The sequence below is a fragment of the Enterobacter huaxiensis genome (assembly GCF_003594935.2).
GTDB classification, from domain to species: Bacteria; Pseudomonadota; Gammaproteobacteria; order Enterobacterales; family Enterobacteriaceae; genus Enterobacter; species Enterobacter huaxiensis.
The window spans coordinates 4,300,721-4,322,292 of record NZ_CP043342.1 but is presented as its reverse complement, the minus strand read 5'-3'; the positions used below and the strand labels follow the sequence as shown (position 1 = coordinate 4,322,292).

General features: G+C 57.8%; 20 protein-coding genes. 16 read left to right on the top strand and 4 right to left on the bottom strand.

Annotation, left to right across the window (positions count from 1 at the left end; genetic code table 11):
• Positions 1–117: 117 nt before the first annotated feature.
• The 3 genes from tamA to D5067_RS20550 are packed head-to-tail and all read left to right on the top strand — an operon-like array spanning position 118 to position 5,971.
• The gene (gene tamA / locus D5067_RS20560; protein ID WP_119935793.1) at positions 118–1,851 is read left to right on the top strand and encodes an autotransporter assembly complex protein TamA; all 1,734 of its coding nucleotides are present in this window, start codon (positions 118–120) and stop codon (positions 1,849–1,851) included.
• Positions 1,848–5,624 (top strand): autotransporter assembly complex protein TamB, encoded by a 3,777-nt coding sequence (tamB, locus tag D5067_RS20555; RefSeq protein WP_119935792.1) that lies wholly within the window; start codon positions 1,848–1,850, stop codon positions 5,622–5,624. Before tamA ends, tamB begins: the two co-directional genes overlap by 4 nt.
• Positions 5,625–5,626: 2 nt before the next feature.
• On the top strand, positions 5,627–5,971 hold the full coding sequence (locus D5067_RS20550; protein WP_119935791.1) for a gamma-glutamylcyclotransferase family protein: 345 nt from the start codon (positions 5,627–5,629) through the stop codon (positions 5,969–5,971).
• Positions 5,972–6,125: 154 nt separating this feature from the next.
• Here D5067_RS20550 and ppa read toward each other — a convergent pair whose 3' ends face one another.
• The gene (gene ppa / locus D5067_RS20545) at positions 6,126–6,656 is read right to left on the bottom strand and encodes an inorganic diphosphatase (RefSeq protein ID WP_119935790.1); all 531 of its coding nucleotides are present in this window, start codon (positions 6,654–6,656) and stop codon (positions 6,126–6,128) included.
• Between the two features lie 309 nt (positions 6,657–6,965).
• Between ppa and ytfQ the strand changes: the two genes are divergently transcribed.
• The 5 genes from ytfQ (at position 6,966) to D5067_RS20520 (ending at position 13,199) form a co-directional block, all read left to right on the top strand.
• Entirely contained in the window at positions 6,966–7,922 is a 957-nt protein-coding gene (gene ytfQ, locus D5067_RS20540) for a galactofuranose ABC transporter substrate-binding protein YtfQ (RefSeq protein ID WP_119935789.1), read from the top strand.
• 92 nt (positions 7,923–8,014) lie between these two features.
• Positions 8,015–9,517, top strand: coding sequence for a galactofuranose ABC transporter, ATP-binding protein YtfR (ytfR, locus tag D5067_RS20535; protein ID WP_119935788.1), 1,503 nt, complete (start codon positions 8,015–8,017; stop codon positions 9,515–9,517).
• A gap of 10 nt (positions 9,518–9,527) precedes the next feature.
• A complete protein-coding gene (gene ytfT, locus D5067_RS20530) occupies positions 9,528–10,553 on the top strand; it encodes a galactofuranose ABC transporter, ATP-binding protein YtfT (RefSeq protein WP_162497934.1) in 1,026 nt (341 codons plus the stop codon).
• The gene (gene yjfF / locus D5067_RS20525) at positions 10,540–11,541 is read left to right on the top strand and encodes a galactofuranose ABC transporter, permease protein YjfF (RefSeq protein WP_119935786.1); all 1,002 of its coding nucleotides are present in this window, start codon (positions 10,540–10,542) and stop codon (positions 11,539–11,541) included. The genes ytfT and yjfF overlap by 14 nt, the downstream gene beginning before the upstream one ends.
• 86 nt (positions 11,542–11,627) lie before the next feature.
• Entirely contained in the window at positions 11,628–13,199 is a 1,572-nt protein-coding gene (locus D5067_RS20520; RefSeq protein ID WP_119935785.1) for a methyl-accepting chemotaxis protein, read from the top strand.
• On the opposite strand, the gene D5067_RS20515 is transcribed toward D5067_RS20520, so the two are convergent.
• Both D5067_RS20515 and fbp read right to left on the bottom strand, forming a co-directional pair.
• Positions 13,171–13,527: a LysR family transcriptional regulator gene (locus D5067_RS20515; protein WP_119935784.1), complete on the bottom strand. Its 357-nt coding sequence runs from the start codon at positions 13,525–13,527 to the stop codon at positions 13,171–13,173. The two genes, D5067_RS20520 and D5067_RS20515, sit on opposite strands and share 29 nt — an antisense overlap.
• 148 nt (positions 13,528–13,675) lie before the next feature.
• Positions 13,676–14,674, bottom strand: a complete 999-nt coding sequence (fbp, locus tag D5067_RS20510; protein WP_119935783.1) for a class 1 fructose-bisphosphatase — start codon at positions 14,672–14,674, stop codon at positions 13,676–13,678.
• A 179-nt stretch (positions 14,675–14,853) separates the two neighbouring features.
• On the opposite strand from fbp, the gene mpl reads away from it, so the two are divergent.
• Complete coding sequence (gene mpl / locus D5067_RS20505) at positions 14,854–16,233, top strand: UDP-N-acetylmuramate:L-alanyl-gamma-D-glutamyl-meso-diaminopimelate ligase (RefSeq protein WP_119935782.1); 1,380 nt, start codon at positions 14,854–14,856, stop codon at positions 16,231–16,233.
• Between the two features lie 102 nt (positions 16,234–16,335).
• Here mpl and yjgA read toward each other — a convergent pair whose 3' ends face one another.
• The gene (yjgA, locus tag D5067_RS20500; protein ID WP_119935781.1) at positions 16,336–16,887 is read right to left on the bottom strand and encodes a ribosome biogenesis factor YjgA; all 552 of its coding nucleotides are present in this window, start codon (positions 16,885–16,887) and stop codon (positions 16,336–16,338) included.
• 95 nt (positions 16,888–16,982) lie between these two features.
• Between yjgA and pmbA the strand changes: the two genes are divergently transcribed.
• From pmbA to D5067_RS20465, 7 genes are all read left to right on the top strand, one after another.
• Positions 16,983–18,335 (top strand): metalloprotease PmbA, encoded by a 1,353-nt coding sequence (gene pmbA / locus D5067_RS20495; RefSeq protein ID WP_119935780.1) that lies wholly within the window; start codon positions 16,983–16,985, stop codon positions 18,333–18,335.
• A gap of 38 nt (positions 18,336–18,373) precedes the next feature.
• Positions 18,374–18,760, top strand: a complete 387-nt coding sequence (cybC, locus tag D5067_RS20490) for a cytochrome b562 (RefSeq protein WP_119935779.1) — start codon at positions 18,374–18,376, stop codon at positions 18,758–18,760.
• A gap of 317 nt (positions 18,761–19,077) precedes the next feature.
• A complete protein-coding gene (locus D5067_RS20485) occupies positions 19,078–19,416 on the top strand; it encodes a glycine dehydrogenase (RefSeq protein ID WP_029484951.1) in 339 nt (112 codons plus the stop codon).
• 10 nt (positions 19,417–19,426) lie between these two features.
• Entirely contained in the window at positions 19,427–19,789 is a 363-nt protein-coding gene (locus D5067_RS20480) for an SFCGS family glycine-rich protein (protein ID WP_010427372.1), read from the top strand.
• Positions 19,790–19,791: 2 nt separating this feature from the next.
• The gene (locus D5067_RS20475; protein ID WP_119935778.1) at positions 19,792–20,091 is read left to right on the top strand and encodes a DUF4312 family protein; all 300 of its coding nucleotides are present in this window, start codon (positions 19,792–19,794) and stop codon (positions 20,089–20,091) included.
• Between the two features lie 22 nt (positions 20,092–20,113).
• Positions 20,114–20,890, top strand: a complete 777-nt coding sequence (locus D5067_RS20470; protein WP_119935777.1) for a DUF4311 domain-containing protein — start codon at positions 20,114–20,116, stop codon at positions 20,888–20,890.
• Between the two features lie 13 nt (positions 20,891–20,903).
• Positions 20,904–21,545, top strand: a complete 642-nt coding sequence (locus D5067_RS20465; protein WP_006179056.1) for a DUF4310 family protein — start codon at positions 20,904–20,906, stop codon at positions 21,543–21,545.
• Positions 21,546–21,572: the final 27 nt, after the last annotated feature.

Sequence of the window (21,572 nt, the reverse complement as noted above, 5' to 3'; positions counted from 1 at the left end):
GGGTGTTACACCCTTTTTCAACCCGCGAATTGGGTTTTTGGCTAACAGGCCGTATTGCGCCGCGGAGCGGCACTTCATTTGCTTCCAGGGTGGAAACAGGGATATTCAGGAGAAAACGTGACAAAAATCCGCCAGTTATGTCTAGTCAGCCTATTGCTGACAAGCGGGATTGCCAGCGCGGCGAATGTCCGTTTGCAGGTTGAGGGGTTATCCGGGGCGCTGGAAAAAAACGTGCGCGCGCAGCTGTCGACGATCCAGAGTGATGAAGTCACGCCGGACCGGCGTTTTCGCGCGCGCGTGGACGATGCGATCCGCGAAGGGCTGAAAGCGCTGGGTTACTACGAACCCACCATCGATTTTGATTTACGTCCGCCTCCGGCCAAGGGGCGGCAGGTGTTGATTGCCCGCGTCTCGGCGGGCGAACCGGTATTGATTGGCGGCACCGACGTGGTGCTGCGCGGCGGTGCGCGTACGGATCGCGATTATCTGGACCTGCTCAGCGCGCGGCCTAAAGTCGGCACGGTGCTGAACCACGGTGACTACGACCGCTTCAAAAGATCGCTCACCAACGTTTCGTTGCGTAAAGGCTACTTCGACAGCCAGTTCAACAAAAGCCAGCTGGGCGTGGCGGTTGAGCGGCGTCAGGCCTTCTGGGATATCGATTTTGACAGCGGGGAGCGCTATCGCTTCGGCGATGTGACCTTTGAAGGGTCGCAAATCCGCGAAGAGTACCTGCAAAACCTGGTACCGTTTAAAAAAGGCGATTATTACCAGTCGAGCGACCTGGGCGAGCTCAACCGCCGCCTGTCGGCAACCGGCTGGTTTAACTCGGTCGTTGTTGCACCGGAGTTTGATAAGGCACGTAAAACCAAGGTATTGCCGCTGCACGGCGTGGTTTCGCCGCGCACCGAGAATACGATTGAGCTCGGCGGGGGATACTCCACCGACGTCGGCCCGCGCGTCAGGGCGACGTGGAAAAAACCGTGGATAAACTCCTACGGCCACAGCCTGACGACCAGCGCGAGCATCTCCGCGCCGGAACAGCAGCTTGATTTCAGTTACAAAATGCCGCTGCTGAAAAACCCGCTTGAGCAGTATTACCTGCTGCAGGGCGGCTTTAAGCGCACCGATTTGAACGACACCGAGCAGGATTCCACCACGCTCGCGGTCTCCCGTTTCTGGGACCTCTCCAGCGGCTGGCAGCGCGCCATTAACCTGCGCTGGAGCCTCGACCACTTTACTCAGGCAAACGTCACCAACACCACTATGCTGCTCTATCCCGGGGTGATGATCAGCCGTACCCGCTCGCGCGGCGGCCTGATGCCCACCTGGGGAGATTCGCAGCGTTACTCCATTGACTACTCCAACTCCGCCTGGGGCTCTGACGTGGATTTCTCCGTGGTGCAGGCGCAAAACGTCTGGATCCGTACGCTGTATGACAAACACCGCTTTGTGATGCGCGGCAACCTCGGCTGGATCGAGACCGGTGATTTCGAGCGCGTTCCACCGGACCTGCGTTTCTTCGCCGGGGGCGACCGCAGCATTCGCGGGTATAAGTTCAAATCCATCTCGCCTGAAAATGAGAAAGGCCAGCTGACCGGGGCGTCCAAGCTGGCGACCGGCTCGCTGGAGTACCAGTACAACGTCAGCGGCAAGTGGTGGGGCGCGATGTTTATGGACGGCGGTGAGGCGGTGAACGATATCCGTCGCAGCGATTTCAAAACCGGCGCAGGCGTTGGCGTGCGCTGGCAGTCCCCGGTCGGGCCAATCAAGCTCGATTTCGCCGTTCCGGTGGGCGACAAAGACGAACACGGATTACAGTTTTACATCGGTCTGGGGCCTGAATTATGAGTTTATGGAAGAAGATAAGCCTCGGGGTGCTGATTTTTATCGTGCTGTTGCTCGGTACGGTGGCGTTTCTGGTCGGCACGACGACCGGCCTGCACCTGCTGTTTAACGCGGCAAACCGCTGGGTGCCGGGGCTGGAAATTGGCCAGGTGACCGGCGGCTGGCGCGATCTGCGCCTGAAGAATATTCGCTACGAACAGCCTGGCGTGGCGGTGAACGCGGGTGAGTTTCATCTGGCGGTGAAGCTGGGCTGCCTGCGGGACAGCAGGCTGTGCGTAAACGATCTGTCGCTAAAAGATGTCAACGTGGCGATTGATTCGAAAAAAATGCCGAAGACAGCGCCAGTTAAAGAAGAGGATAGCGGCCCGCTGAACCTCTCTACGCCGTACCCGATCGCGCTCTATCGCGTGGCGCTGGATAACGTCAATATCAAAATCGACGACACCACCGTGTCGGTGATGGACTTCACCTCCGGCCTGCGCTGGCAGGAGAAAAACCTCACCCTGACGCCCACCTCGCTTCAGGGGCTGCTGATTGCATTGCCTAAAGTCGCCGACGTGGCGCAGGAAGAGATCGTCGAGCCGAAGATCCAGAACCCGCAGCCGGACGAAAAACCGCTGGGCGAAACGTTAAAGGATCTCTTCTCTAAGCCCGTATTACCCGAGATGACGGACGTGCATCTGCCGCTGAACCTCAATATTGAGGAGTTCAAGGGCGAGCAGCTGCGCCTGACGGGCGATACCGACCTGACGGTCTACAACATGCTGCTTAAGGTCAGCAGCATCGACGGCAACATGAAGCTCGACGCGCTGGATATCGACACGAATCAAGGCTCGGTTAACGCGTCGGGGAACGCGTTGCTGCGCGACAACTGGCCGGTGAATATTACCCTCAACAGCGCGCTCAACATCGACCCGCTCAAGGGCGAGAAGGTGAAGCTGAAGGTCGGCGGTGCCCTGCGCGAGAAGCTGGAGTTCGGCGTGAACCTCTCCGGCCCGGTGGATATGGTGCTGCGCGGACAAACCCAGCTGGCGGAAGCCGGACTGCCGATCAACCTGGAGATAGTCAGCCAGCAGCTGTACTGGCCGTTCACCGGCGAGAAGCAGTTCCAGGCCGATGACCTGAAGCTGAAGCTGAGCGGCAAGATGACCGACTACACGCTGTCGTTCCGCACGGCGGTGAAGGGGCAGGGCGTTCCGCCCGCGACAATCACCCTTGATGCCAAAGGCAATGAACAGCAGGTTAACCTCGATAAGCTGACCGTCGCGGCGCTGGAAGGAAAAACCGAACTGACCGCGCTGCTCGACTGGCAGCAGGCGATCAGCTGGCGCGGGGAGCTCAAGCTTACGGGCATCAACACCGCCAAAGAGGTGCCGGACTGGCCGTCTAAACTTGACGGCCTGATCAAGACGCGGGGCAGCCTGTACGGCGGCACGTGGCAGATGGACGTCCCGGAAATCAAGCTCGCCGGTAACGTGAAGCAGAACAAGGTTAACGTTGAAGGCTCCCTCAAGGGCAACAGCTATCTCCAGTGGGTGATCCCGGGTCTGCACGTGGCGCTGGGCCGCAACACGGCGGATATCAAAGGCGAGCTGGGGGTGAAGGATCTCGAGCTGGATGCCACCATCGATGCGCCGAATCTGGACAATGCCCTGCCGGGGCTTGGCGGCACCGCGAAAGGCTTAGTGAAGGTGCGCGGCACGGTTGAGGCGCCTCAGCTGCTGGCGGATATTACCGCCAACAATCTGCGCTGGCAGGAACTCTCCGTCGCCCGCGTGCGCGTTCAGGGGGATGTAAAATCTACCGATCAGATCGGCGGGAACCTGAACCTGCGCGTAGAGCGCATCTCCCAGCCGGATGTGAACCTCAGTCTGGTGACGCTGGAGGCCAAAGGTAACGAGAAGCAGCACGACCTCCAGCTGCGCGTGCAGGGTGAGCCGGTCTCCGGGCAGCTCCACCTGAAGGGCAGCTTCGACCGCAAGGAAGAGCGCTGGAGAGGCACGCTGGATAATACCCGCTTCAGCACGCCGGTAGGGCCGCTGGCGCTGTCGCGTTCTATTGCGCTGGACTACCGCAACGCCGAGCAGAAAATCAGCATTGGGCCGCACTGCTGGACAAACCCCAATGCCGAGCTTTGCGTACCGCAGACTATCGATGCGGGGGCGGAAGGGCGTGCGCAGATCAACCTCAACCGCTTCGATCTGGCGATGCTGAAGCCGTTTATGCCGGAAACAACCCAGGCCAGCGGCGTCTTCAGCGGTAAGGCGGATGTGTCATGGGACACCACCAAAGAGGGGCTGCCGCAGGGCAGCGTGACGCTTTCCGGGCGTAACGTAAAGGTGACGCAGGACGTCAACGACGCGCCGCTTCCGCTGGCGTTTGACACCCTGAACCTGAGCGCGGACCTGCATAACAACCGCGCCGAGCTGGGGTGGCTGATCCGCCTGACCAATAACGGTCAGCTTGACGGGCAGGTGCAGATTACCGACCCGCAAGGTCGGCGCAATCTGGGCGGCAGCGTGAATATCCGCAACGTCAACCTGGCGATGGTGAACCCGATTTTCTCCCGCGGGGAAAAAGCAGAGGGCATGCTCAGCGCTAACCTGCGCCTGGCCGGCGATGCGCAAAGCCCGCAGCTGTTCGGACAGATGCAGCTGAACGGCCTTGATATTGACGGAAACTTTATGCCGTTTGATATGCAGCCAAGCCAGATTGCGATGAACTTCAACGGCAGAAGCTCAACGCTCGCCGGTGTCGTACGTACGCAGCAGGGGGAAATCAACCTCAGCGGCGATGCCGACTGGAGCCAGCTTGATAACTGGCGCGCCCGCGTGGCGGCGAAGGGCAGCCGGGTCCGTATCACCGTTCCGCCTATGGTGCGGCTGGACGTCTCGCCGGACGTGGTCTTTGAGGCCACGCCAAGCCTGTTTACCCTTGACGGGCGCGTCGACGTGCCTTGGGCGCGCATCGTGGTCCACGACGTGCCGGAAAGCGCCGTCGGCGTCTCCAGCGATGAAGTTTTACTGGATGAAAATCTTAAACCTGTCGAACAGAAGAGCGCCGGCATACCGATTAATAGTAATCTAATCGTACACGTGGGGAATAACGTGCGGTTGGATGCGTTTGGGCTGAAGGCGAGGCTCACGGGCGATCTTAAAGTGGCGCAGGATAAACAGGGGCTTGGCCTGAACGGACAAATCAATATTCCAGAGGGGCGCTTCCACGCCTACGGTCAGGATCTGATTGTGCGTAAAGGTGAACTGCTGTTCTCTGGCCCACCTGATCAGCCGTTGTTGAATATCGAGGCCATTCGTAACCCGGAGGCGACCGAAAACGACGTGATTGCGGGCGTTCGCGTGACCGGCTCTGCCGACGAACCGAAGGCGGAGATCTTCTCCGACCCGGCGATGTCGCAGCAGGAAGCATTATCGTACCTGCTGCGCGGGCAGGGGCTGGAGAGTGGTCAAAGCGACAGTGCGGCAATGACGTCAATGTTAGTTGGCCTGGGGGTTGCACAAAGTGGGCAGGTTGTGGGTAAAATCGGCGAGACGTTCGGCGTAAGCAATCTGGCGCTGGATACCCAGGGCGTGGGTGACTCCTCGCAGGTGGTAGTCAGCGGCTATGTACTGCCGGGTCTGCAGGTAAAATATGGCGTGGGGATCTTTGACTCATTAGCCACACTCACGCTACGCTATCGCCTGATGCCTAAGCTATATCTGGAAGCGGTGTCTGGCATAGATCAGGCGCTCGATGTGCTCTATCAGTTTGAGTTCTAGCAATGCGAATATTTGTCTACGGTAGTTTACGCACGAAGCAGGGCAACAGTCACTGGATGACCAACGCCCAGTTAATGGGTAATTACAATATTGAGAACTACCAGTTGTACAGTCTGGGCCACTATCCAGGCGCGGTTCCGGGCGAAGGAACGGTACAGGGTGAAGTTTATCGTATTGATAATGCCACGCTTGCCGAACTGGATGCCTTGCGCACCAGGGGCGGTGAATACGCACGTCAGTTGATCCAGACGCCGTACGGCAGTGCATGGATGTATGTGTACCAGCGTTCGGTTGAAGGGTTAACGCGGATTGAAAGCGGTAACTGGTTAGACAGAGACCAGTACTGATAAACGACAACGCCACCGAAAGGTGGCGTTGTTTTTTTTGCGCCTTTTGCCTACATATTCACTGTAGGCCCGTGCACGCGTAGCGCCGCCGGGCAAAACTCACCAGCCACAAAAAAGCCCCGACTCGCGGGGCCTTCATGAACAGCTGTGAGCATTACTTCTTAGCAGCACGCTCGAAGGACGCGATGATTTCTGCTTTCGCAGCTTCAGCGTTGTCCCAGCCGTCAACTTTAACCCACTTGCCTTTTTCGAGGTCTTTGTAGTGCTCGAAGAAGTGAGTGATCTGCGCTTTCAGCAGCTCTGGCAGGTCGTTCACATCTTTGATGTGATCGTACTCTTTGCTCAGCTTGGTGTGCGGTACCGCAACCAGCTTCGCATCTTCACCGGATTCGTCGGTCATTTTCAGCACGCCAACTGGACGGCAGCGAATAACTGAGCCTGGCTCCAGCGGGTATGGCGTTGGGACCAGTACGTCAACCGGGTCACCGTCCAGAGACAGGGTGTGGTTGATGTAGCCGTAGTTGCACGGATAGAACATTGCGGTAGACATGAAACGGTCTACGAACAGGGCACCGCTATCTTTGTCCACTTCGTATTTGATTGGATCTGCGTTAGCCGGGATTTCGATAACAACGTAGATGTCTTCTGGCAGTTCTTTACCCGCAGGGACGTTGAGTAAGCTCATGTCTGTGTCCTTTAAATTGGATGGTAAACAAGTGGCAGGTATTATAGCCAACTGGCGCTTAATGTCTCTGCCTGTTTTCGCCTTCTCTCCTCGTTCGCCCCACTTTTCAGACCGATTCCATGACAGGATAATCCATAAACTCAGCTGCATTTTAAATGCGAAAATGAAAGCGATTACAAACTTGTGATTAACGTTTCATTCACTTTTCTGAAGTGTGATGTAACGCAATTCGTTACATATTTCATTGGCTATAGTCATTTCGCAGAACACCTTTTAACCAATAATAAACACCCCTACGAGGACGTTCATATGTGGAAGCGCTTACTTCTTGTCACAGCAGTTTCGGCAGCCATGTCGTCTATGGCGATGGCCGCACCTTTAACCGTAGGTTTTTCACAGGTCGGCTCTGAATCGGGCTGGCGCGCGGCTGAGACCAGCGTTGCGAAAAGCGAGGCCGAAAAACGCGGCATCACGCTGAAAATCGCCGATGGCCAGCAAAAACAGGAGAACCAGATCAAGGCGGTACGCTCCTTTATCGCCCAGGGCGTGGATGCCATCTTCATTGCGCCCGTCGTGGCTACGGGCTGGGAACCGGTGCTGAAGGAAGCGAAAGACGCTGAAATTCCGGTCTTCCTGCTCGATCGTTCCATTGATGTAAAAGACAAATCTCTCTATATGACCACCGTCACCGCCAATAACGTGCTTGAAGGCCAGCTGATTGGCGACTGGCTGATAAAACAGGTCGACGGCAAGCCGTGTAACGTCGTTGAGCTGCAGGGGACCGTCGGCGCGAGCGTGGCTATCGACCGTAAGAAAGGCTTCGCTGAGGCTATCGCCAAAGCGCCAAACATCAAGATTATCCGCTCCCAGTCCGGCGACTTTACCCGCAGTAAGGGCAAAGAGGTCATGGAGAGCTTTATCAAGGCTGAAAACAACGGCAAGAACATCTGCATGGTTTACGCCCACAACGACGACATGGTAATCGGCGCCATCCAGGCCATCAAAGAGGCGGGCCTGAAGCCGGGCAAAGATATCCTCACCGGCTCTATCGACGGCGTGCCTGATATCTACAAAGCGATGATCGACGGTGAAGCGAATGCCAGCGTCGAGCTGACGCCAAATATGGCCGGCCCGGCATTTGACGCGCTGGAGAAATTCAAGAAAGACGGCACCATGCCAGAGAAAGTGACGGTCACCAAATCCACGCTCTATCTGCCGGATACCGCGAAAGAAGAGTTAGAGAAGAAGAAAAATATGGGCTACTAAGCCCGTGTAATTGCCGGGTGGCGCTGCGCTTACCCGGCCTACGATACTATCCCCTCTCCCCTCCGGGGAGAGAGGCAGGGTGAGGGGGAACCATGACCGCAGAACAACACCAGGAAATCCTCCGCACAGAGGGCTTAAGCAAATTTTTTCCCGGCGTAAAAGCGCTGGATAACGTTGACTTCAGCCTGCGCCGCGGCGAGATCATGGCGCTGCTGGGTGAGAACGGCGCGGGGAAATCGACGCTGATTAAAGCCCTGACCGGCGTCTATCACGCCGATCGCGGCACCATCTGGCTGGAAGGCAACGCCATTTCGCCAAAAAACACGGCCCATGCCCAACAGCTGGGGATCGGGACCGTTTACCAGGAAGTGAACCTGCTGCCGAACATGTCGGTGGCGGATAACCTGTTTATTGGCCGCGAGCCACGGCGCTTTGGCCTGCTGCGCCGCAAAGAGATGGAAGCGCGGGCGACAACGCTGATGGAATCGTACGGCTTCTCCCTCGACGTCCGCGAACCGCTGAACCGCTTTTCCGTGGCGATGCAGCAAATTGTCGCCATCTGTCGCGCCATCGACCTCTCAGCGAAGGTACTCATCCTCGATGAACCCACCGCCAGTCTCGATACTCAGGAAGTGGAGATGCTGTTCACCCTGATGCGCCAGCTGCGCGATCGGGGGGTCAGCCTGATCTTCGTTACCCACTTCCTCGATCAGGTCTATGAAGTGAGCGATCGCATCACGGTGCTGCGTAACGGCAGCTTTGTCGGCTGCCGCGAAACCCGCGAGCTGCCGCAGATTGAGCTGGTTAAAATGATGCTCGGTCGTGAGCTCGAGACCAACGCGCTCCAGCGCGCAGGCCGCACGCTGTTGAGCGATAAACCGGTCGCCGCGTTCAGCGACTACGGCAAAAAAGGGATCATCGCCCCGTTCAGCCTTGAGGTTCGCCCCGGTGAGATCGTCGGGCTGGCGGGCCTGCTAGGCTCAGGGCGTACCGAAACCGCCGAGGTGATCTTCGGGATCAAGCCGGCGGACAGCGGCAGCGCGCTGATCAAAGGCAAACCGCAAGCGCTGCGATCGCCGCACCAGGCCTCGTGTCTCGGGGTTGGCTTCTGCCCGGAAGACAGGAAAACCGACGGCATCATTGCCGCGGCCTCCGTGCGGGAAAATATCATTCTGGCGCTGCAGGCCCAGCGCGGCTGGCTACGGCCGATACCCCGCAAAGAGCAGAACGCCATTGCCGAGCGCTTTATCCGCCAGCTCGGTATCCGCACGCCGAGCGCGGAACAGCCGATTGAGTTCCTCTCCGGCGGCAACCAGCAGAAGGTGCTGCTGTCGCGCTGGCTGCTGACCAAACCGCAGTTCCTTATCCTCGACGAGCCGACGCGGGGCATTGACGTAGGCGCGCACGCCGAAATCATCCGCCTGATCGAAACGCTTTGCGCCGACGGGCTGGCGCTGCTGGTGATTTCGTCCGAGCTGGAGGAGCTGGTGGGCTACGCCGACCGCGTCATCATCATGCGCGATCGCAAACAGGTGGCTGAGATCCCGCTGGACAAGCTTTCCGTTCCGGCAATCATGAATGCCATCGCGGCATAAGGAGTTAATCGTGATGCCCCGTTCACTTTTGCAAACCGGCGAGTCAAAGCGCCGCTTCAGATGGCCGACCGGTACGCCGCAAATCATCGCGCTGCTGCTGGTTCTGCTGGTGGATAGCCTGGTTGCGCCGCACTTCTTCCAGATTATCGTGCAGGATGGCCGCCTGTTTGGCAGCCCGATAGACATCTTAAACCGTGCCGCCCCCGTGGCGCTGCTGGCGATAGGCATGACGCTGGTGATTGCCACCGGCGGCATTGACCTTTCAGTGGGCGCAGTGATGGCTATTGCCGGCGCGACGGCCGCCTCGATGACCGTCGCCGGGCACAGCCTGCCCGTCGTGCTGCTGGCCGCGCTGGGCTCCGGCGTGCTGGCCGGGCTGTGGAACGGCATTCTGGTGGCGGTTCTCAAGATCCAGCCGTTTGTCGCCACGCTGATTCTGATGGTGGCCGGGCGAGGCGTGGCGCAGCTGATCACGTCGGGGCAGATTGTCACGTTTAACTCCCCTGGCCTGGCGTGGCTCGGCAGCGGCAGGCTGTTCTTTTTCCCGACGCCGGTGATCATTGCCCTGATGACGCTGGTTGTCTTTTGGCTCTTTACCCGTAAAACGGCGCTCGGGATGTTTATTGAAGCGGTGGGGATCAACATCCGCGCCGCGCGCAACGCCGGGGTCAATACCCGGCTCATGGTTATGCTGACCTACGTGCTGAGCGGCGTTTGCGCAGCGATTGCAGGCGTGATCGTTGCGGCGGATATTCGCGGGGCCGATGCCAACAACGCCGGGTTATGGCTGGAGTTAGACGCCATCCTGGCGGTGGTGATCGGCGGCGGTTCGCTGATGGGCGGGCGCTTTAACCTGCTGCTCTCTGTGGTGGGCGCCCTGATTATTCAGGGGATGAACACCGGCATTCTGCTCTCGGGCTTCCAGCCGGAACTCAACCAGGTGGTGAAGGCGGTGGTCGTGCTCTGCGTGCTGATCGTTCAGTCGCCGCGCTTTGTTAGCATCATTAAAGGGATCCGTGGCCATGATAAAACGTAACTTACCGTTAACGATCACGCTGGGCGTGTTTGTACTGGGCTACCTGTACTGCCTGACCCAGTTCCCCGGTTTCGCCTCCACGCGCGTGATTTGCAACATCCTGACCGACAACGCCTTTTTAGGCATCATCGCCGTCGGCATGACCTTTGTGATCCTCTCCGGCGGGATTGACCTCTCCGTGGGCTCGGTGATTGCCTTTACCGGCGTGTTCCTCGCCAAGGCAATTGGCTTCTGGGGCATCTCGCCGCTGCTCGCCTTCCCGCTGGTGCTGGTGATGGGCTGCGCGTTTGGCGCCTTTATGGGGCTGCTGATAGACGCATTAAAAATCCCCGCCTTTATCATCACCCTCGCCGGAATGTTCTTCCTGCGCGGCGTGAGCTATCTGGTGTCGGAAGAGTCGATTCCGATTAACCACCCGATTTACGACACGCTCTCCAGCCTGGCGTGGAAAATCCCCGGCGGCGGTCGCCTGAGCGCGATGGGGCTGCTGATGCTGGGCGTCGTGGTGATTGGGATCTTCCTGGCGCACCGCACCCGGTTTGGTAATCAGGTCTACGCCATCGGCGGCAGCGCCACCTCGGCGAACCTGATGGGCATTTCGACCCGCAGCACAACTATCCGCATTTACATGCTCTCGACCGGGCTGGCCACACTGGCGGGTATCGTGTTTTCGGTTTACACCCAGGCGGGCTATGCGCTGGCGGGCGTGGGCGTGGAGCTGGATGCCATTGCCTCGGTGGTGATTGGCGGCACGCTGCTCAGCGGCGGCGTGGGGACGGTGCTGGGCACGCTGTTCGGCGTGGCGATCCAGGGGCTGATTCAGACCTACATCAACTTCGACGGCACGCTCAGCTCATGGTGGACGAAGATCGCCATCGGCGTCCTGCTGTTTATCTTTATCGCGCTGCAGCGCGGGCTGACGGTGCTCTGGGAGAACCGCCAAAGCTCGCCTGTTACACGCGTGAGCGTGTCGACAACAAAGCCATAACACACTGAAATTGTATAAACATTTTCCGGTAGCGGCCGATACTCTTCTTTTACGCCAAGAAATATCTCGCTACCGGAAATAACATCATGCTGAAAACGCTATCGATTCGTACCGGCTTGCTCTCTTTACTGGCCGTTATGACCCTTCTGCTGCTGATTGTCAGCGGCATTGGTATTTATGCTCTCACACAGAGTTCTTCTTCACTCCAGCGCATCAACCACCTTCAGGGTGAGCAAATGGTGCGGCTCAATTCTGGCTATACGCTGATCCTGCGCGCGCGCAATGAGGCGGGCCAGGCCGTGCGAATGATGGAAATTGGCATGCTGGACGATGCCGCTAAATCGGTGAAATCCATCAACCAGGAGGTCGCGCAGGCGCAAAAAACGCTGAAAGGCGTTATCGACGGCGGCGTTGCGGATGAAGAGGGGCAGAAACTGCTGGAGAACGTTGCCGCCAGCCTCACCGCGTATAATCAGCAGGGGATCAACCCGATGCTGAAAGCCCTTAACGAGCAAAGCGCGGACGGCTATTACGATCTGCTGGAGAATACGCTGATCCCGGTGGCGAAGCGGTTTGATAACGATATGCAGGCGTTTCAGAGGTGGAGCGAAGCGCGCGGTAAGGCGGAAGTGAGCGCCGTGCAGGCGAGTAAAACCCGGGTGCTGATCCTGATTATTGTTGCGGCGCTGCTGACGGCAGGCATTATCGTGCTCGCCTGGCTGGTGCTGCGCCATATGCTGCTTAAACCCCTGTCAGCCTCCATCTCGCAGCTGGAGCACGTGGCCGCCGGCGATTTAACCCACACGTTGAACGCCCCTGCGAGCCAGGAGTTCAACCGCCTGAATGCCGCCATTGAAGAGATGCGTCAGTCGCTGATGGGCTCGGTACTGCGGGTGCGCGACGCCAGCTCGCAAATTGATACCGGCAGCCGCGAGCTGACGGCCGGTAACGTGAACCTGGCCCAGCGTACTGAATCCACGGCAACCTCGCTGGAACAGACGGCGGCCAGCATGGAAGAGATCACCGCCACGGTGAAGCTGAACGCGGATAATGCCGAGCAGGCGCACCAGCTGGCGAAATCGGTGTCCGATACCGCGGATCACGGGAGCGAAATGGTCTGCTACGTGATTGAGAAAATGCGCGATATCTCCGGCAGCTCGGCGCGCATCGCCGACATCCTGAGCGTCATCGACGGTATTGCGTTCCAGACCAACATTCTGGCGCTCAACGCCTCGGTTGAAGCGGCGCGCGCGGGCGAGCAGGGGCGCGGATTCGCGGTTGTCGCAGGCGAGGTGCGTAACCTGGCCAGCCGCAGCGCCGATGCCGCAAAAGAGATCCGCTCGCTTATCAGCGATTCGCAAACCCACGTCAATGAGGGGAGCGAGCTGGCGCAGCAGGCCGGTGAGACAATGGACGAGATCGCCACTGAAGTGCTGCGCATGACCAGGCTGATGCGTGAAATTGCAACCGCGTCTCAGGAACAGAGTCGCGGCATTGAGCAGGTCAATATCGCCGTCAATCAGATGGACGAGACCGCGCAGCAAAATGCGGCGCTGGTACAGCAATCCTCCGCGGCCACGCGCTCGCTGGAGGAACAGTCGCGCGAGCTGATGGAAGCGATGGCGTCATTTAAGCTGACGGCTCAGACTGCAGCATAGTAATATTATTCCCTGGTGCAGGCTGCCCCAGGGAATTATTTTTCACAGAATTCATCTCACCAATATTATCGTGAATATCACCGATTAATAATTCCAGCGAGCTTGTTAGCGCCAGGGCTTTTTCCGTTGGCTCAAGATATAAACCTTTGCGGAAAAATAAGGGTTCTTCAAACTGCTGGTTAAAGCGTTTTAACGCCAGGCTGACCGCCGGTCGCGACATCTCAAGGCGAACGGAGGCTTTCGCCATACTGCCGCAGCGAACCACTTCAATAAAAACGGGGATAAGATTTAAATCAATACCGGTATTGGCACGAGAAAAGTTTTTCATCGCAATTATGCTCCGCGAAATATTTGTCAAACTGTTATGGAAATAATGCAGGAGCGGTGGTGAATATTAAAGCGCGTTTTTTATAAACACTTATACGGTAAAATATATAAATGAGTGGGGAGCCGGGCTGGCTCCCCCGGGAAGGTCGTTATGCGTCAGGGAATTCGCGGATCATGCGTTCAACGTCTTCAACCATATGGTCGTTGCCCACGAAGAACGAACGACGCTGGTGCAGGCTTTCCGGCACGATATCCAGAATACGGTCTTTACCGTCGCTCGCCTTGCCGCCAGCCTGTTCGGCCAGGAACGCCATCGGGTTGCACTCGTACAGCAGGCGCAGCTTCCCGTCCGGGTGGCTGGCGGTGCTTGGGTAGAGGTAGATGCCGCCCTTCAGCAGGTTGCGGTGGAAATCCGCCACCAGAGAGCCGATGTAGCGCGAGGTGTACGGGCGCTGGGTGGCTTTATCCTCTTCCTGACAGAACTTGATGTACTTCTTCACGCCGTTCGGGAATCGGATGTAGTTGCCTTCGTTGATGGAGTAGGTGTTGCCCTTCTCCGGGAAGCGCATGCGCTCCTGGCTCAGGCAGAACACGCCCAGTGACGGGTCGTAGGTAAAGGCGTGAACGCCGCAGCCGGTGGTATAGACCAGCATGGTCGAGGAGCCATACACGACGTATCCCGCAGCAACCTGCTGGCTGCCCGGCTGGAGGAAATCTTCCTCAGTGACCGGCGTACCTACCGGCGTGACGCGGCGGTAAATAGAGAAAATGGTGCCAACAGAGACGTTCACGTCGATGTTGGAGGAGCCATCGAGAGGGTCCATCAGAACAACGTATTTTGCGTGTTCACACCCTTCGAAAACGACGATTTCATCTTCTTCTTCAGAGGCGATACCCGCAACGATGTCGCGCGCGCGCAGTGCAGCTTTCAGTTTTTCATTGGCGAACAGGTCGAGTTTTTGCTGAACCTCACCCTGAACGTTCTCGGCACCGCTGGCACCCAGGATATCGACCAGACCGGCCTTGTTGATATCGCGGTGGATGATCTTAGCGCCCAGCTTTATTGCCGACAGCAAAGCAGTGAGCTCACCGGTAGCATGAGAGAACTCGTGCTGCTTTTCGACAATAAATTCACCTAACGTTTTCATAACACTTTCCCTGCATCTTATGTTGAGTAAAGCGGTTGATGTCCAACAATCTTAACAAACATTCAAATATTAGCGCAGAGGTGAATCGCGCCAGCAGGATACGGAATTTCCTGAAATGCGTTTCACACCCGCTGACATGTGAGTAAAATGTGCGCCACATTGAAGAAGGATAGTGACGTATGCGCATTCATATATTGGGGATTTGTGGCACTTTCATGGGCGGGCTGGCAATGCTGGCGCGCTCGCTGGGCCATGAAGTGACAGGTTCGGACGCCAATGTGTATCCGCCGATGAGCACGCTTCTGGAGAAGCAGGGGATCTCTCTGATTCAGGGATATGACGCCAGCCAGCTGGATCCTGAGCCGGACCTGGTGATCATTGGCAACGCCATGACCCGAGGCAACCCGTGCGTTGAGGCGGTACTGGAACGCAATATTCCGTTCATGTCAGGCCCACAGTGGCTGCATGATTTCGTGCTGCGCGACCGCTGGGTTGTCGCCGTCGCGGGTACGCACGGTAAAACCACCACCGCCGGAATGGCCACCTGGATCCTCGAAGCCTGTGGCTACAAGCCGGGCTTCGTCATCGGCGGCGTACCGGGTAATTTCGATGTTTCTGCACGCCTGGGCGACAGCCCGTTCTTCGTGATCGAAGCCGATGAGTACGACTGCGCATTCTTTGACAAGCGCTCCAAGTTTGTCCATTACTGCCCGCGCACGCTGATCCTCAACAACCTTGAGTTCGATCATGCGGATATCTTTGACGACCTGAAGGCGATTCAGAAGCAGTTCCACCACCTGGTGCGCATCGTGCCGGGGCAGGGCCGTATCATCCTGCCGGAGAACGACATCAACCTGAAGCAGACGATGGCGATGGGCTGCTGGAGCGAGCAGGAGCTGGTGGGCGAGCAGGGCCACTGGCAGGCGAAAAAGCTCAACGCGGATGCCTCCGAGTGGGAAGTGCTGCTCGACGGTGAAAAAGTGGGCGAGGTGAAGTGGGGCCTGGTAGGCGAGCACAACATGCACAACGGCCTGATGGCGATTGCCGCCGCGCGTCACGTGGGCGTGCTGCCGGCGGATGCGGCCAATGCGCTGGGATCGTTCATTAACGCCCGCCGCCGTCTGGAGCTGCGCGGTGAAGCGAATGGCGTGACGGTATATGACGATTTCGCCCACCACCCAACGGCGATTCTGGCAACGCTTGCCGCCCTGCGCGGTAAAGTGGGCGGTACTGCCCGCATTCTTGCGGTGCTGGAGCCGCGCTCAAACACCATGAAGATGGGCATCTGCAAAGACGACCTCGCACCGTCCTTAGGGCGCGCCGATGAAGTCTTCCTGCTGCAGCCGCAGCATATTCCGTGGCAGGTGGCGGAAGTCGCCGACGCCTGTATTCAGCCTGCGCACTGGAGTGCGGACGTTGATGCCCTGGCAGATATGGTGGTGAAAACCGCGCAGCCCGGTGACCATATTCTGGTAATGAGCAACGGCGGGTTCGGTGGCATCCATCAGAAGCTGCTGGACGGTCTGGCGAAGAAAGCGGAAGCGGCCGCCGTAGAGTAAAAAAAAGCCCGGTGGCGCTTGCGCTTACCGGGCCTACATTTTGCATGACCTTGTAGGCCGGATAAGGCGTTTACGCCGCCATCCGGCGCAAAACCGCACGGATTACTCGTCGTGCTCAGACAGCTCGCGCAGATACTGGAAAATCAGGCGCGCAGACTTCGGCGGCTTATTCCCTTCTTTCTCTTTCTTCGCGTTGCGGATCAGAGAACGCAGCTGCTGGCGGTCGGCATCCGGCCACAGGTTCAGCACTTCAGGTACGGCATCATCGCCTTTTTCAATCAGACGATCGCGGATCTGCTCAAGCTTATGGAAAAACGCAACCTGCTGGTTGTGGCGGTTTTTCAGCTTGTCCAGCGCCTGGCGGATCGGTTCAACGTCGCGCTGACGCAGCATTTTACCGATAAGCTGAAGCTGGCGACGACGGCCTTCTTTTTTGATTTTCTGTGCCAGTTCAATGGCATCACGCAGATCCTGTTCGAGCGGGATCTTATCCAGGGCGTTTTTACCCAGTTCTACCAGTTCCGCACCAAGCTGTTTTAACTCTTCGGCGTCACGTTTAATTTCACTTTTACTGACCCAGATGATCTCATCATCTTCGTCTTCGATGTCATCACCGGGAACGTCGTCGAGCCAGTCTTCGGGCTGCTTAGTCATGTCAGGCTCCTTAAAAAAAGAGGCTAATGTTACCAGTTAAGACGCGCACTGAAAAACGGTTCTCTGTTAGACTTCAGATAACTCTCTCTTACAGTATGGCATTTGCGATGAAAGTAACCTCACAAGTTGAAGCGCAGCGTAAGATTCTGGAAGAAGCCGTCTCCACCGCGCTGATGCTTGCTTCAGAAAAATCAGATGGCGCCGAAGTGGCGGTCAGCAAAACCACCGGCATCAGCGTGAGCACCCGCTATGGCGAAGTGGAGAATGTCGAATTCAACAGCGATGGCGCGCTGGGGATCACGGTGTATCACCAGAATCGCAAAGGCAGTGCGTCATCGACCGATCTCAGCCCGGATGCCATTGCCCGTACGGTGCAGGCGGCGCTGGATATCGCCCGTTATACCTCCCCGGATCCTTACGCAGGCGTGGCGGATAAAGATCTGCTGGCCTTCGACGCCCCGGATCTCGATCTTTTCCACCCGGCGGAAGTGACGCCGGATGAAGCGATCGAGATGGCGGCGCGTGCCGAGCAGGCTTCCCTGCAGGCCGATAAGCGCATCACCAATACCGAAGGCGGCAGCTTTAACAGCCACTACGGCATCAAAGTGTTCGGTAACAGCCACGGCATGCTGCAGGGCTACTGCTCAACCCGCCACTCGCTCTCCAGCTGCGTCATCGCCGAAGAGAACGGCGACATGGAGCGTGACTACGCCTACACCATTGGCCGCGCGCTGGGGGATTTGCAGTCTCCTGAGTGGGTGGGTAAAGAGTGTGCCGAGCGCACGCTGTCGCGCCTGTCGCCGCGCAAACTCTCTACCATGAAGGCCCCGGTGATTTTTGCCAATGAAGTGGCAACCGGCCTGTTTGGCCATCTGGTGGGCGCGATCGCGGGCGGCTCGGTGTACCGTAAATCGACCTTCCTGCTCGACTCGCTGGGCAAGCAGATCCTGCCTGAATGGCTGACCATCGAAGAACATCCGCACCTGCTGAAAGGGCTGGCCTCCACGCCGTTCGACAGCGAAGGCGTGCGCACCGAACGTCGTGACATCATCAAAGATGGCGTGCTGACCCAGTGGCTGCTTACTAACTACTCCGCGCGCAAGCTGGGGCTGAAAAGCACCGGACACGCTGGCGGCATCCACAACTGGCGCATTGCCGGTCAGGGCCTGAGCTTTGAGCAGATGCTCAAAGAGATGGGCACCGGCCTGGTCGTAACCGAACTGATGGGCCAGGGCGTAAGCGGCATCACCGGCGACTACTCGCGCGGCGCGGCAGGCTTCTGGGTTGAAAACGGCGAAATTCAATATCCGGTGAGCGAAATCACCATCGCCGGTAACCTGAAGGACATGTGGCGCAACATCGTTACGGTCGGTAACGATATTGAAACACGAAGCAATATACAGTGTGGTTCTGTACTTCTTCCCGAAATGAAAATTGCGGGTCAGTAAAGAGAGCGTTTTGTTAATAATAAAAAAGGAAGTGAGCAATGCGTAAACACCTGTTAGCGATCGTCGCGGCTTCAACGCTGATTCTTGGCTCGTCTGCGTTTGCCGCCGATCTTGAAGACAACATGGACATCCTCAGTGAAAACCTGAAGGTAGTGCAGAAAACGGACAATGCGGCGGACATGAAAGACGCACTGACCAAAATGCGCGAAGCGGCACTGGACGCGCAAAAAGCGACCCCGCCGAAGCTGGAAAGCAAGGCGCCAGACAGCGCCGAGATGAAAGACTACCGCCACGGCTTTGACGTGCTGGTCGGCCAGATCGACGGCGCGCTGAAGCTGGCAAACGAAGGTAAAGTGAAGGAAGCCCAGGCGGCAGCCGACCAGTTTGTGACGACCCGCAACACGTATCACAAGAAATACCGTTAATCGATCGCGCATCAAACAAACAACCAGCGGGGGCCAGTGGCCCCCGTTTTTTTTTGCGCGGTAATAAGTAAACCCTATCGCCATCACATTTTTGCGTCACCACGCCTGAACGTTTTCGTTTCCCCGGCGCGCGTTTTACCGCGGGAATGCGTGACATTCATCACGTAAATACAGCGATTTATCCAGATTCACCCCAATTATGTGGCACAGATCACTGCTGCTGCTCGCCTTTCCACTTCGAAGTGGAAAACAACTCGCTACAAACAATCCCCCTGCAACGTTAGTTTTATTCCAGAGCCATTAACGGGGTAAGACCAGTGATTAACGGAGCGGTAATGAACGACGTTGGGGAACAGGCGCTGCACACAGAGCAGCTCGCTAACACCATGCTGCAGCAGGTTTATGCCCTGCTGGCCCGGCACGACATCATCCCTAACGCAGTGCAGGAGCAGATGCTGACCTCCCACGTTCGCGCGATGGCGCACCGGTCCGTGACCGGCGAGCCGCTGCCGGAGGTTGAAGCGGAGCTGTTCGACGAAATTTCACCAGATTCAATGCAACTTGCCCGTGAAGTGGTAGCGCAGTTTGGCAACCTTCCTGATGAAGAAGCCTGGCTGCTCTCCGTTCACTTCGAAGTCGCGAAAGACAACCTTTAAGGAGCAACACATGGAACAGATTACAGTCGTGATTGGCGATCGCCTGGGCAAAGGTCAGAAAGTGGCAGCCGGTGTCGAAAAAGCGGGCGGGCGCGCGGTTGTCGTACCGGGCATGGCCGCGGACATGAAGCTGGGCGACATGATGAAGGCGGAAAACGCCACCTTCGGCATCTCCTTCTGCGGCAGCGGCGGCGCGGGTGCCATCACGGCGCAGACCAAATATGGCTACAAGGCCAAATACGGCATGCGTTCCGTGGAAGAGGGCGTAACCGCCATCAATGAAGGCTGCAACGTGCTGGGCTTCGGCTTTATGGATAAAGAAGAGCTGGGCGAGCGTCTGGTACAGGCGTGGCAGAAGAAATACGGCGCATAAGCATGAAAGAACAGTTCACAACCACGGTGAGAGTGAAGGGGAAAGGCGACGCCAAAGCGCGCGCCTTTGCCGACGCGCTCAACCACGTTCAGGCCGCGGTGATGAAAGCCTCACCGCATATCTTACTGCGTATTGAGCCACAGGATGTGCAGGTCGTTCAGGCGCAAGAAGCGGTGCGCAAAGAAGCTTTTCTGTTCTTCTTTATGCGCCGGGAAAGACGCACCTACAGCGTGGAGCTGGATGTGACCGTCAACGTGACCGCCATCAATCACGACCAGGTGGATTTCGTCACGCAACGCTGATTATTCATAAAAGGGCAGACTGATGTTCTTAATTATATTAATAAAATCGCTCATCATTGGCGGCCTGGTTGGCGTCGGTGTCGGAGCCGGGGCTGCACGCATGTTTCATGCGCCTACCACTCAGGGTATGGGCGCGTTTCGTACGTTGGGGGAGCTGAACTCCTGCGAAGGGGATCCGGCGTCTCACTTCTCCTTTGGGTTAGGCTTCTTCTTTAACGCCTGGGCCTCTTCCGTGGCCGCAGGTGCCTTCACACAGGACGTTGACCACCGCATCATCCCGAACTGGGGTGCTGCTGCTCTGATGATTAAAAACCGTAACGTCGGCGAAACGCTGCACGATCCCCGTAAAATGGCGATTGCCTGCGGCGTGATTGGCATGGTTGTCGTCACCTTCCTGAACCTGACCGCCTCCTCCGTTCCGGCTGCGCTTCAGGTCACCGCCGTGAAGGTGCTGGTACCGGCGGCTAACCTGCTGGTGAACACCGTGATGCCGGTGATCTTCTGGCTGGCGGCTATCGACGCGGGTAAAAAGTCCGGCTTCTGGGCCACCGTGTTCGGCGGCGCCGCGCAGCTGATCATGGGTAACGCCGTGCCGGGCCTGGTGCTGGGCATTCTGATCGGTAAAGGCGTCGAAGAGAGCGGCTGGAACCACGTCACCAAAGTGATGATGGCGGCGATCGTCCTGCTCTTCGTGCTGAGCGGTTTCTTCCGCGGCTTCGACATGAAGATGATCGAATCCTTCCATCTGACGGTGCCGAACTGGCTCGACATGATCCACAACTCGCTCAGCGGTAAATAACAGGAGCCTCTAAATGGAACAGAATAAAGGTTTTTGGTATGCCGACTGGTCGTTCCCGATCTTCGTTGGCCTGCTCTCCTCCGGCGTCTTCGCCGGGACGCACATGTACTACCTCTACGGCATCGGCGCGTTTAACGAAGTGGCCTTCGTGGCGATGCTGAAAGCGGGGATGGATACCGGCGTGTACGGCGCGGTGGCGGCATTCGGCGCCAGCTTCCTGTTCGCCCGCATTATCGAAGGGTCTCTGGTCGGTATTCTTGATATCGGCGGCGCCATCCAGACCGGCGTGGGCCTTGGCGTTCCGGCGCTGCTGCTGGGCGCGGGCATTATGTTCCCGGTGACCAACTTCATTGCCGCGCTGATCACCGGCCTGGTGATTGGTCTGGCGATTGGCTACGTCATCATTCTGGCGCGTAAGTTCACCATCAACCAGAGCAACTCCACCTACGGTGCAGACGTGATGATGGGCGCAGGTAACGCCTCCGGCCGCTTCCTCGGGCCGTTGATTATCCTCAGCGCCATGACCGCTTCCATCCCGATCGGCGTCGGTTCCCTGCTGGGCGCACTGCTGTTCTACATCTGGCAGAAGCCGATTACCGGCGGTGCGATCCTCGGTGCAATGCTGTTGGGCTGGCTGTTCCCGGTCGCCCTTTAATACCCGCGGGCGCTCAGGCGCCCGCCT